Consider the following 12,478-nt stretch of genomic DNA (forward strand, 5'->3'; position numbering starts at 1 on the left):
CGCCGTATTGTATATCGATCCCGAGCCCTCGAATACGACCTTCGTATACTCCAGACGGGTACCAGGTGAGGCCGTTGCCGTATGAAGCCATCGAGCTTGACCGTTAGATTGGCCCCCTGCCCTCGTCACCCATGCCGAAGAGTATCCGAGGCCCGAGAGCCTGAATTCACAAGACGAGTAGGTGAAGTTGCAGGGTCAGGGGACCTGGACCCAGTCTACATGAATAGGGGACAACCTTGAAGCTCAACCATGTCGGGATCGATGTCAGCGCCAAGACCTTTACCGCGATCATCGATCACGGGGGGACACGCACCGAGGCCTTCGAACTACCGAACGACTCCAAGGGTCACAAGAAACTGATCCGGATGGCCACGAGGAAGGGCTTCAGCGCCAGGGTGGTCCTGGAAGCCACCGGCGTTTACAGCCTCGACCTGGCGCTGGCTCTGCACAGGGCCGAGCGAGTCGAAGTCATGGTCGCCAACCCGCGAACGATCGGTCAGTTTGCAGGGGCGTACCTGCGCAGATCCAAGACCGACACCATCGACGCAGGGATCATCGTCGAGTTCGCCATCCGGATGGAGTTCGATCCCTGGGTCCCGCCAGAGCCCCATGCGTTTGACCTCAGAGCCATTTCACGCCGGATCGAGGGCCTCATCAAGATGGCTACTCAGGAGAAGAACCGCCTGCACGCAGCCTCCAGCTTCGACGAGATGAGCGACATCGTCCGCAACGACATCGAGGTAAACATCAGGCATCTAGAGCGGCGCGTGGGCCAGATGCGAGAGCAAGCGCGCAGACTCATCGCAGAGCATTCTGACCTCGAGTGCGCCTTCGGGCACATTACCTCAGTGAAGGGCATCGCAGAGGCAGCCGGGATCCAGATCCTGGCCGAGCTTGCCGTACTCCCTGAAGGCATGGACGTGCGTCAGTGGGTTGCACACGCAGGGCTGGATCCACGCGTGTTCCAATCTGGCACCTCGGTCAACAAGCCTGCACGAATCAGCCGGCAGGGCAACGTCCACATCCGCAGAGCGCTCTTCCTGCCAGCAATCGTTGCCGCACAGCACGAGCCGCACGTCACCGCCTTCTACCAGAAGCTCCTCGGCAGAGGCAAAACCAAGATGCAGGCGAATGTCGCAGTGATGCGAAAGCTGCTGCACGCCATCCACGGGATGATCAAGCACGACAAGGACTTCGAAGGAGAGAAATTCTATGCGATCGGGGCTTGACCGCGAATAGAGTATCTAACGGATCGGCGTTAACCGGCGAAGGAACAGGCCGCCGGTGTCACGCCGAGCCAGTGAAGGTTGATACCAACAGGCTAACAGATGGTTGCGCCGAACTGTTTCTTCGTCCGGTTCAACGGCTTGTTGGGCAGCACCGGCGCTACGAGCCTCTCTGGGAGAGCGCCGCTGTGATCTCGGGATGAGCCGCAAGCTCTTCTGCCGACATGGATACCTGTAGCGCATTCGCGAAGACCCAAAGCAGATCGGAGTCCGACTCTGCCTGGAACTCCTCGAGGAGAGCTGCCTTCGCTAGCTCTCCGATGTCCGGCACCGAAAGAGCCCGAACTATGCCTTCACGAACCCGCGGGAGGTGGGAAACGCCAAGATGGCGAACAAGTACCGGGTACGCGTTCCCGTACGGTCCCGTGAATCTCCGGTTGAGCACCGGATGAGGTTCGTTGTTCACTAGGTCCCACACCGATTCGACTGCGTAGCCGACGGCCTGCAGCTCCGATACCAGGTCGGCTTCGTCTCTGGCGTAGAACTGCGCTCGATACCGGAGTTGTCGCTCACGTTCGTCACGGGCGGCAACCCACTTGGGATCGGCTTCGAGTTCGCGCATCAGCTCGGCGGCGGTCTTGGATTCGCGTTTCGGCACGAGGTGCTGCCCAACGGATCGGCGTTCAGCGGCTGGCGGCGACCTGCCTGCGAGCCAGTGAACACCCAGATGAAACGCAGTGTACCACGGTCAGGAACGCCGCCGCTTCAGCCAGTCCGACTGCAACGGCATGTTGGACGGCGCGCACTCTGGTTCTCATTGTCGCACGAGACGGATTGGGACCGTTCTGCAGGTTTCGCCAGTCAAGAATCCGGTCTCCTTGTCGGTACCCCACCAGAAACGGACAAGCCGGTCGGCAAGCTCATACTTTTCCCGAAGGAGCCTATGGACCTCAGCGTCCGCTCCTCGATCGGGAGACGCGAGGTACCTGTGCTCGGTTCCATCTCGATTGATGGTGATGAGGGATTCTGTTTGGAGGTGCTGGATCCATGGCGCGCCCGACCAACCATGGTGCAGCCATGAGTGCCCCGGCGCATCGACAATCCAGAGCCGCGTCTTGTTTGTCTTTCCGTCGGGCGTCTTCTTGTGCAGAATCACGACGGCTCTGCCGACGTCGATCATGGCTAGGTGGATCGCCGCGTAGCCACCGCAGAGAATCAGTATGACCACCACGGCAATGGCAAGACGTTTCATCCAGGTCTCGCTCCACCTCGGACCGCGCCGTCCAACTACTATTCGACAACCGCGCCCCATGCGCGGCTGAGTCGGATAACGTCCGACCGTCGAAACCATTTTCTCCCAAAGAACAGCTACTTACAAGCCTTTTCGTCTTATTCGGCGCGTTATTGCGACAGTTCGAGTCGCATAAATATTTATCTTGGCAGGCGGGTGGGCGGGTTCTTGTGAAGTCAGAGCCGGTCGAAGGGGCTCTGGACGCCCATGGGGCCGCGGTCGAGGACGTGGGTGGAGATCATTGTCGTCCTCACGTCCTTGTGTCCTTGTGTCCGAGGAGTGTCTGGTCGGTGCGGAGGTCGGCGCCGTCTTCCAGGAGATGGGTCGCAAACGAGTGGCGGAACGTATGAGGTGTGGCCCTCTTGGTCACGTGGGCTCGTGCTGCTGCTCGTCGGGCCGCTCGTTGGATTCCACTCTCGTGAAGGGGGTGGCGGCGGCGGATGCCTGTGGCCTCATGGCGAACTCAATGTGTTCCTGGATGCGGCAGAAGGAAACCACCGAGATCTTCTCCAGGAGGGCTCATCGGGTCGAGCCGGTGACATCCGATACTGATCCTTCAGCAGCACGGGCCCAATCCCGGACAGCGAAACCGGCATACGAGCAGTTTCGCTGTTCGAGATCGATGATCTGGTCAAACTTGCGCGCAGAAAGAAGGCCGACAAAGCGGTCGTTCTTACTATCGCGCCTTGTGCGCACTGCGATAGCCTGAAGGCCGAAGCGGTACTGCCGCTACTCCGCAAAAAGGCCCTGAAGGTCTGGACGCACCTGGTCATCGAGAGTGACACTGCCCAGGACGTGCTCGCCCGGAACAAGGACAGCAGCGAAAGCTGAACAGGAATACGCGACTCAGAGCATCAGCCACGCGAGAACGGCGATCGGAGAGAGAGTCAGACCGATCATGGACAGCAGAATTGCGACGCCCGCTGCCGACCAGAATCCGAATAACAAAGCATCGGAAACTCCTGGCTGGGCTGGTGCCTTCTGAAGTTCCAGATAGTCGCGAAGTCCGCCGACCGTAGCCTGTGCCAGTGCTTCAGAGTAGGCGGTGCGATAGAGGTTGCGTGTCCGGCGACCGCGGGCAAAGGCGCGCAGACAGGCGTACGGGGCCAGGAAGATCCCATAGCCCATGGCCGCGAGATTCAACAGCCATGCCGGCCAGTGGTCGGCACAGCTTCCGGCGATCTCCCAGGCACCGATCTCTGCCTCCCCGACGAAACTGGTGTCGTAACCGGCGGCGATGTGGTGCAGATCGTGACGGCGAAGCGCACGTACGCGAGCCGCGGAGTTCGGAAAGGCCAGTGTCAGCGGTCCGAGTTTGAGCTTGGCCCAATTAGCGCTGTAACCCCCGTCGGAATCCTGCACGAGATTGTCCGAGAAGAAGAGCTTCAATGCTTCTTTGAGTTCGAGACTGTCCTTGAACGCGGGGGCTGCTTGTTCCATCTGTTTTCCTTTCTAGCGGCTCTGGTGCCCAGAAGAGCCCAGGCCCTCTACTAGCATCACCAGACCCGTGCGCAGGCGAGCCTCGGCTTCGCTGCGATTGACGATCCCGGGACCGAGCCAGGCCGGAACCCAGAACGAGTACTGTGCAAAACAAGCCGCTGCCGCATCGAAGGGGTCGATATCGCTGCGAACTTCGCCTCGCTCGATGGCCTGCCGGACCAGACCGATAACGTGCTGCAGAAACTCCAGGCTCAACCCGTCCGAGCCCTCTGGCCCGAGATCGCGAAACACGAGTTCGAGCAGAATCTCCTTGGCCAGATCCGGATAGGCAGCATAGAACTCGAAAAAGCCACCAAAAAGGGCCATGAGCGCGTCGGGCAGAGACGAGGCCGCCTCCGCCCCACGCAAGCCTTCACTGTAGAGACGTCGCAGTTCTTCCTGGAAGACCAGCAAGAGCAATTCGCGCTTGTCCTTCACGTAGAGAAACAGGGTGCCGGTGCCGATCCCGGCCCTCTCGCAGATCTGCCGACCCGTCGTCCCGGCAAAGCCCTGCTTCTCGAAGAGATCCCGCGCCGCGCGCTGTATGCGCTGGAGTTTTTCGGCCTTGTTGCGCTCTCGCAGGCTCATAGAGGTTCCTGGCTCCAAAAACTGATCGTGATCATTATAGATCATGATCATTTTCTGGCAACCCCGAGCGGTGGTCCGAAGAATGGGTCTGGCTCTACCGAGGCCCCGGGTCCGAGCCGATACGCCCGGCCTGGGATCCACTGGGTTGCCGAAAATCCTCGATTCCGGCCCCTGGGTGCCAGACCCATTCTTCGGACCACAACCTACAGGCTGGAAAGAAGGAGTTTTGTGATGGAGGTGGCGATCCTTGCGTTTGCCTCTTCGGTCACATGCCCGAAGTGATCCAGGAACTGATCGCCCTCGACCTCATCGAAAAGGCCGTGCAATGGGAAATACGTCTCATCCGCGTCGCGAGCCAACCGGTCGTCTACCAGCCGAGAGCAAGCCCTCTGCATCGTCATCATATTGGCGCCCAGAGTCTTCCGTTCGGCCAATAGCCGAGTCTCCCAGGGTCCGGGTTTCTTTTGGCTCATTGCGAGCGTGGGTTGCCAGAGGAAGAAGACCTTGAAATCGAATTCCCGTCCGAGGGCCACACCGATCTGTACCAGGTTTGCGTAGTAGTCGGCGATTTCTCTGCAATCGGCATCGAGATCAAATTCGCGTTGCGACCCATCATTCTTGAGGGATTGCAGAGCCTGGACGCTTCGGAGACGACCACCTAACCGAAGCAAGAGATCCTTCGTGCTTTCGTTCTCCCGGGCGAGTCGGCGGCGTGCGTGGGATTCCCGATAGATATCGCCGGGCTCCTCTCCCTCGACGACGGGGCCGACTTCGTTCACACCGTCGAGGAAGACGACGGCGTGTGGACGGGCACCCCGCCGCAATTCGAGCAGAAGCGTCGCCAGTCCCTGGGTGAGGTTGTAGGCGGACTGGGCGCGGTTGAGCACTTCGACGTCGTCGACACGAGCATCACTCAGTTGTGCAGCCACCCACGAGGGAATCGTGGCGTGATCGCGCGCAGTGTATCCCCACATCGTTGAACCACCGAAGAGAAAGACTTGACGCCGCGAGGTCGTATCGGCCGTTTGGTTTTCGCGGAAGAGGCTTGCACTGTCTGGCGGTAGCCCGAAGGCAGGACGTGCAGACCGTCGTGCTTTCCCGGACGTATCCACCAGCTGCGATACGGATCGTAGTCGACGTTCCAGCCCGGTATGTGTTGTTCTCGAGCCCGTTTCCAGCCGGGAAACCAGGACTGGGACGCGTAGGGATGCGCGACGGTTTTCGAAGTGGAGGGGTCTTCGCCGGATTTCAACGAAGGCGCCAATCGGGCGCAACTCTCAATGGCCAGAAACGGCACGAGCGAAAGCCCGAGCATCAACCAGGCGTCTCGTAGCCCGCGGGTTGTGCGGGAGATCAGCGATCGCAGCGTCACCCTTGCCTCTATACCCTCGAAAGAGGCATCGATCAGGGGCGGACGGCTTGTACGACCTGGTTGCGACCGCCTTCTTTGGCCTGGTAGAGCGCCTCGTCTGCGGCCTTGAGCAGGCCCTCGGCAGAGTCGAGTCCGAGATCCAGGAACGAAGCCAGTCCCAGGCTGAAACGCACGCTACTCGGGCACTCTCGCGTACCCCAGCGGCGGTCGACGGCCGCCTGTCGCATGCGGTCCATTGCGATAAAGGCGCCTTGGCTGTCCGTCTCCGGCAACAGCAACACGAATTCTTCACCGCCATACCGTCCGACGATGTCGGTCTCTCGCATATGCTTGCGCAGAAAAGAAGCGGCTTGCGCCAGAACTCGATCGCCCGCGTCGTGGCCCTGTTCATCGTTGATGCGCTTGAAGTGATCGATGTCCGCCATCACGAGTGCCAGGTCGTGGCCGTAGCGAAACGCGCGTTGCACTTCCTGCCCGAGTCGCTCCATCAAAGCGCGACGATTCAGGAGGCCGGTGAGCGGATCGTGCGATGCCAGCTTGCGCAGGCGATCCTGAAGCGTCTTGATGCGGAGCGCTGTCGAGAGACGCGCTCCGAGTTCCAACATGTCCCCGAGTGGCTTGCGAACGAAGTCCGTCGCACCGACCTCGAGTGCCTCAGCGATGTCCTGCGAGCGATTGCGCGCGGTCACGACCAGAACGGGAACGGATTCCATCTCCGCGTCGCGGCGCCAGATGCGGATAAGCTCCAGCCCCTGATAATCCGGAAGCTCCCAGTCCAGAAGCACTGCGTCGGGAACTTCCGCTGCGGCAGCGGCAAGCGCTTCGGCACCCGTCGCGGCGATCTGCACTTCGTAACCCTGCGCTTCGACATAGTCGCGCATGAGTTCCCGCTGACTCTTGGTGTCTTCTACAAGGAGAATGCGGCCGTATCTGGCGACCATTTTGAGCCCCGCCTCCACGAACATGTTCTGCTCATGAGATCGGATCCAGGCACAAAGGTCTGAAGTCGCCCGACCAGCGGAGTCCGAGCGCGATTCGCCTGCTCGAGACGGCCCGATCTAGCGCCGTCGGGCGTCTGATACGCGGATCAGACCAGCTCCCGAACGTGCTTGTAGGCCTGCTTGATCTCGTCGACGAGCTTGTTCGCAGCCTCCCCGACCTCGTGCAGCGAATCCTGGCTCTCGCGCCCGATCAGCTTCAGCCGACCCTCGAGTTCATGCCACGACTTCTCGGCACCTTCGAAGCGATCTCTCGCTTCATTCTTTGCCAGATGAAGCTGCACGCGCAGCTCGTCGCGCAGGGTCCTCAGCGTCTCTACTTCTTCGTGCAGCAGTCCTTTGTTCTGGTCACTCATCGTGAATCCTCCCGGATGACAATCAAAAGGAAACCCGGTCCAAGAGAGCGATAGACAAGAGAGCAGAGAACGTGCCAGCTCGCGAAGCACGAGCGAGTCTCTAGACCGCGCCGCTGTGGCAGTAGCACCCAGTCGCAGCGTCGATTGTGGTGGATCGCCCCAATCTGGCGTTGCCCGTGCACGAAGCACGCATTGAACGAGCCTCTGCTGGCACTCTGATTGCAGCCCTGTCAGCATGAAGACTGGAAATCCAGAGGGCTGATAGCCGCACAGTCAGGAGTTGAGAGTTGTCACCAGCCCGCGTCTCCGGATCGAATCAGGCTCCGCCACCTGCCGGAGTTTTCGGCGGCAGCGCGTGGCGTCTGGGACGCATCTTCGGCATCGAGATTGCGATCGACCAGAGCTGGCTGCTGATTTTCGGCCTGGTCACGTTCTCGCTGGCCGGACGTATGACCATCGAGCACGAGGCATCGGCAGCCATCGAACGCTGGGGCGTGGCGGTCGCCGCGAGTTTGGTCTTCTTCGCTTCGCTCTTGCTCCACGAATTGGGCCACAGTGTGGTGGCTCTGCAGACCGGGCTGGAGGTGCGTTCGATCACGCTGTTTCTGTTCGGGGGTGTTGCGCAACTCGGCAGCGAGCCGCGCCGCCCAAAGGACGAGATATGGATCGCGCTGGCGGGACCCGCGGTGAGTGCGGCTCTGGGCCTGGGCTTCCTCACGCTGGCGGACGTGCTTTCCGCCGCTGGAAGTTCACCGCTGAGCAGCGCAACCGCCTGGCTCGGGTCGATCAATCTCGCCCTTGCGATTTTCAACCTCGCACCCGGCTTCCCGCTGGACGGCGGGCGGGTGCTTCGCGGTATCGTCTGGGGAGTGACCGGTAGCTTCGAACGGGCGACGCAGGTGGCGTCCACCGGAGGAGCGATCGTCGCGCGAACGCTGATGGCGATGGGCGCAATACTGGCGTTGGCCACAGGGCAACTTCTCGGCGGCCTCTGGCTCGTACTGATCGGCTGGTTCCTGCTCCAGGCCGCACGTGGACCCGCCCAAGCGATGCGCCTTGAGCGCACTCTCGGAGAAATCCGCGTCGGTGATGTGATGGAACCCGTGGCGCGCGCATTTGTCGGCCCGTCGCTCAGTGTCGCGAGCGCCCTGCAAGACAAGGTATTGCTTCACGGTCTTCGCACACTGTACGTAGTCGAGTCCGATTTTCGGCTTCTCGGCATCGTCACGCTGCGCGAACTCGCGGCGGTTCCCCCTGAACAACGCGCTTCTTGCAGGCTAGGCGACCTGATGACGCCGGTTGCGGATCTGCATCTCACGTCTTCAGATGAGTCGGGCTGGCGGGCTCTGGAGGAGATGGCGAGCTACCGTCTGAATCAGCTTCCCGTAGTAGACGGAGGCAGATTGCGGGGCTGCGTCTCGCGGGAAGGGCTTCTGAACGTACTTCACGCCGCGATTGCGCTCGAGCGGCAAGGCGACGCCGCGGGAACGAGGTTGAAGACCACATGAGTCCGAGAGCAGCAACACTTATCGCGTTCTGCGGCCTGTTGCTGATTACGGTGTTCGGAAGCCTGGGTTTCGTCCTGATCGAGGACATGACCTGGTTTGAAGGTCTGTACATGACGGTAATTACCGTCTCGACCGTAGGCTACGGCGAGGTGCGCGAACTGAGTAATGCAGGTCGTCTGTTCACAATCATCCTGATCGTGACTGCAGTAGGCGCTGCTCTGTACCTGCTCACACTTCTTGCGCAGACCTTGATCGAGGTAAGCCTGCGTGAGTTGATCATGGGAGATGCCATGCAAAAGAAGATAGAGCGACTCGAAAACCACGTGATCCTATGCGGCTTCGGGCGCTTCGGTCGCATCGTCACCGAAGAACTGCAACGCAACGGGTTCGACATGGTCATCATCGAGCAGAATGAAGAACACCGGCGAGATCTCGACAAGCTCGGCGAAGCCTATGTCATCGGCTCCGCAATTTCAGACGATGTGCTCGAAGCTGCCGGGATTTCCCGTGCCTCGCAGATCGTGGCGGCCACGAGTTCAGACTCCGACAACGTATTCATCACCCTCTCCGCGCGTGAGAGCAACCCCAATATCCGGATTCACGCGCGGGGTGAAACCGACTCTGCGCTGCGTCGTTTGCGGCTCGCGGGTGCACACCACGTAACGTCGGCCTACCAACTGGGCGGTCTGCGCATGGCAACTTCGGTACTCAGACCTTCCGTTGTCGACTTCCTGGAGATCGCCCGCCCGCGTTTCGGCGAAGAGGTAGATCTGGAAGAAATCCGGATCGCTGATGGCTGCGAGCTTGCCGGACAGACCATCCGCGCACTCGAGAACCAGATCACGCGACTGCGCATCGTCGCGCTCAAGCGCGGCGAGGATCGCATCCAGCTCGTGCCCGACGAAGAACTGCAGGTATGTGCCGGAGATCACCTGGTCGTGATCGGCGAGCGCAATAAACTCGAGCATCTGGCCCAGCTTGCCTCGCCCTGATGCCCGCGAGTCGCAAGAGACGGATTCTCAGGTTCATGATTCTTGTCCTATGCCTGGGAACGGCCCTATAATGCAATTCGGTGTCGAACCGAGGGAGCATCATGGAGTCATGAAAAGGCCTTTCTACCGACGGGAATCCGCAATGCCACAGATCGTGATCTTGCTGCTGGTCGGGCTGCTCCTTCCATCCCTGAGCATTGCACACGGCAGCCATGACGAGCGGATCGCTGCCCACACAGATTTGATCGCCGCGGCCCCCGCGGAGGCTCGGCTACACCTGGATCGTGCAGCGGTGCATCTCGATCGCAAGGACTGGGCAGCCGCGAGGGCCGATATCGACCGCGCGGCGCAACTCGATCCGGATCTGGCAACGGTGCACTACCTGCGCGGACAGCTGCTGTCAAAACGCGGTTGGAACGCTCGAGCAGAAGTCGCATTGACCCGTTTCCTGGAAAAGGAGCCGGAGAATCCGGCGGGGCTGGCCGCACGCGCGCGCACCCGAGCGGCTCTCGGTAAAACGGCAGAGGCCGCGCGAGATTTCTCGCGCGCCATCGCCCGCGAACAGGTGGCCCGACCTGATCTCTATCTGGAACGCGCGAAAACGCTGAGCGACGCCGGAGATGCCTACCTGGAAGAGGCACTCGGCGGATTGAAACGAGGAATCCGCAAGATCGGCCCCCTCTTGACTCTGGTACTCGCAGCGGTCGAGATCGAAGTGCGAATGGGTCGTTTCGACGACGCCACCCGACGCCTGGACGCGGCAACACAAGACTTTCCCGTGCGGGTTCCCTGGCGAGTCCGCAAGGGCGAAATCCTCGAAGCCGCCGGCCGAAGCAGCGCGGCCCTGCAAGCTTACGAGAGTGCGCTCGCTGAGATCGCAGCGCTACCGACGCAGCGACAGAGCGTACCCGCCATCACGAGACTTCGTCTGCGAGCGCTGGCAAACACGGCAAGGATAGGCAGAAAATGACGCCACGATGGCTTCTCATCGGACTTTCCGCGGTAATCGCCTCGCTTTCCGCACCAGCCCTGGCCGATCCGGTCGTCGAGCGAAGCCCGTATTTGATGGTTTCGACACCGGATAGCGTGGTCGTACGCTGGCGGACCGATATCGCCAGTGAAAGCGTGGTGCGCTACGGCGCTTCACATCTCAGCCTGACCAACACCGTGAGCGAAACCGGCCCGACGACCGAGCATGAGGTCGAAATCACCGGCTTGTCGCCGAGCACCACCTGGTTCTACTCGGTGGGAACCAGCACCCTGACTCTTGCGGGAGGCGATACCAATCACTTCTTCAAGACCTCACCACTCAAAGGCACACGCGAACCGATTCGCATCTGGGTGATCGGGGATTCCGGACAGTGCGCCGTCAGCAGTACGGGCTGCACCGACGCAAATGCGGTAAAAAACAAGTACCTGAACCACGCCGGTTCGAATCTTGCCGACGTCTGGTTGATTCTCGGCGACAACGCCTACCCCAGCGGAACGGATACCCAGTTCACCGACGGGTTCTTCGACGTCTATCCCGAAGTCATGCGCAACACCCCGCTGTTTCCCACGCTTGGAAATCACGAACTCGGCGCCTCGAGTTCGGCGAGCCAGAGCGGACCCTATTACGATTCCTACACGATGCCGACCGGCGGCCAGGCCGGCGGTGTCGCCAGTGGCACCGAGGCCTACTACTCCTTCGACCACGGCAACGTCCATTTCATCAGTATCGATTCCGCCACCCAGGGAACCAATCTCACGGTTGGCGGGCCCATGTACAACTGGCTCGAACTGGACCTGATGGCCAACGATCAGGACTTCACGATCATCTTCTGGCACCACCCGCCGTATACGAAGGGCTCCCACGACTCCGACAATTCGGGTGAAATCTCGTTGTTCGAAATGAGACAGAACTTCAATCCTCTGATCGAAGCCTGGGGAGTCGACCTGCAACTCACCGGGCATAGCCACTCCTACGAACGCTCCGTATTGATTGATGGCCACTATGGCCTGTCTTCGGAATGCGGGCTCGGAGAGTGCTTCGTCGACGGCGGCGATGGCGATCCCAATAGCGGTAGCGCCTACCAAAAGGCAACCCTGGGCTCCGCATCGCACGAAGGCACGGTCTACGCAGTAGTGGGAAGCTCATCCAAGAACAACGGCGTCAGCCAACATCCCGTGATGTCCTACTGGCTGAGCTTCGAAGGCTCCATGCTGATCGACGTGGACGGATCCACGCTCGACGCCATCTTCATCGACAAACTGGGCGCCATTCGGGACCACTTCCGCATCGAAAAGCCCCCGGCCGCCCTCCCTGTGCCCACGTTCCCGAAATCGCCATGGTTCGCGATCGCACTACTGCTCGCAGTGCTCGCCTCGCTGAGCTTGCGAGGGGTATCGAGACGGAGCGCACGATGAGTTCGCAACCCCTTTCAGCACAGAGCGGCGGCGTCACCTCGACCGGACCGGCCGAGATCAGCATATAGGGAATCTCTGCACAGGGAGGATTCGAGCGAGAAGCCTCCCTGTGCAGGGGTTCCCTAGTGTCCTGTTTCAGAAGTTCCATCTCGAATTAATTGAAGTGTTCAGGAGTCGGTCTTCCCAGAGTAGAATGGAGGGCAGACGATGGGGCAGAGAGGACGACCACGCGCAGCGGTGACGCTGACGGACGCGGAGCGCG

The 12,478-nt window shown here is 60.7% G+C and carries 12 protein-coding genes and 1 pseudogene; 5 read left to right on the plus strand and 8 right to left on the minus strand.

What is annotated here, in order from left to right; translation table 11 throughout:
• Positions 1-236 precede the first annotated feature (236 nt).
• Complete coding sequence (locus tag GY725_06390; GenBank protein MCP4003808.1) at positions 237-1,229, plus strand: IS110 family transposase; 993 nt, start codon at positions 237-239, stop codon at positions 1,227-1,229.
• Between the two features lie 157 nt (positions 1,230-1,386).
• Here the strand turns inward: GY725_06390 and GY725_06395 are convergent, their stop codons facing one another.
• The 8 genes and pseudogenes from GY725_06395 to GY725_06430 form a co-directional block, all read right to left on the minus strand.
• The gene (locus GY725_06395) at positions 1,387-1,884 is read right to left on the minus strand and encodes a hypothetical protein (protein MCP4003809.1); all 498 of its coding nucleotides are present in this window, start codon (positions 1,882-1,884) and stop codon (positions 1,387-1,389) included.
• A 156-nt stretch (positions 1,885-2,040) separates the two neighbouring features.
• A complete protein-coding gene (locus GY725_06400; GenBank protein ID MCP4003810.1) occupies positions 2,041-2,478 on the minus strand; it encodes a hypothetical protein in 438 nt (145 codons plus the stop codon).
• A 215-nt stretch (positions 2,479-2,693) separates the two neighbouring features.
• Positions 2,694-2,959, minus strand: a pseudogene (locus GY725_06405) (tyrosine-type recombinase/integrase).
• Between the two features lie 404 nt (positions 2,960-3,363).
• On the minus strand, positions 3,364-3,957 hold the full coding sequence (locus tag GY725_06410) for a hypothetical protein (protein MCP4003811.1): 594 nt from the start codon (positions 3,955-3,957) through the stop codon (positions 3,364-3,366).
• Between the two features lie 12 nt (positions 3,958-3,969).
• Positions 3,970-4,584, minus strand: a complete 615-nt coding sequence (locus tag GY725_06415; GenBank protein ID MCP4003812.1) for a TetR/AcrR family transcriptional regulator — start codon at positions 4,582-4,584, stop codon at positions 3,970-3,972.
• A gap of 203 nt (positions 4,585-4,787) precedes the next feature.
• Positions 4,788-5,558 carry a hypothetical protein gene (locus GY725_06420; GenBank protein MCP4003813.1) on the minus strand — a complete coding sequence of 257 codons (771 nt, stop codon included), beginning with the start codon at positions 5,556-5,558 and terminating at the stop codon, positions 4,788-4,790.
• Positions 5,559-5,988: 430 nt separating this feature from the next.
• A complete protein-coding gene (locus GY725_06425; protein MCP4003814.1) occupies positions 5,989-6,897 on the minus strand; it encodes a diguanylate cyclase in 909 nt (302 codons plus the stop codon).
• 146 nt (positions 6,898-7,043) lie between these two features.
• The gene (locus GY725_06430) at positions 7,044-7,310 is read right to left on the minus strand and encodes a hypothetical protein (protein ID MCP4003815.1); all 267 of its coding nucleotides are present in this window, start codon (positions 7,308-7,310) and stop codon (positions 7,044-7,046) included.
• 287 nt (positions 7,311-7,597) lie between these two features.
• On the opposite strand from GY725_06430, the gene GY725_06435 reads away from it, so the two are divergent.
• From GY725_06435 to GY725_06450, 4 genes are all read left to right on the plus strand, one after another.
• Complete coding sequence (locus tag GY725_06435; GenBank protein MCP4003816.1) at positions 7,598-8,818, plus strand: CBS domain-containing protein; 1,221 nt, start codon at positions 7,598-7,600, stop codon at positions 8,816-8,818.
• The gene (locus GY725_06440) at positions 8,815-9,810 is read left to right on the plus strand and encodes a potassium channel protein (protein MCP4003817.1); all 996 of its coding nucleotides are present in this window, start codon (positions 8,815-8,817) and stop codon (positions 9,808-9,810) included. The genes GY725_06435 and GY725_06440 overlap by 4 nt, the downstream gene beginning before the upstream one ends.
• A 142-nt stretch (positions 9,811-9,952) precedes the next feature.
• Positions 9,953-10,780, plus strand: coding sequence for a tetratricopeptide repeat protein (locus GY725_06445; GenBank protein ID MCP4003818.1), 828 nt, complete (start codon positions 9,953-9,955; stop codon positions 10,778-10,780).
• Positions 10,777-12,216 carry a metallophosphoesterase family protein gene (locus GY725_06450; GenBank protein MCP4003819.1) on the plus strand — a complete coding sequence of 480 codons (1,440 nt, stop codon included), beginning with the start codon at positions 10,777-10,779 and terminating at the stop codon, positions 12,214-12,216. Before GY725_06445 ends, GY725_06450 begins: the two co-directional genes overlap by 4 nt.
• The last annotated feature ends 262 nt before the right edge of the window (positions 12,217-12,478 follow it).

Source organism: bacterium (assembly GCA_024226335.1).
Lineage (GTDB): Bacteria > Myxococcota_A > UBA9160 > SZUA-336 > SZUA-336 > JAAELY01.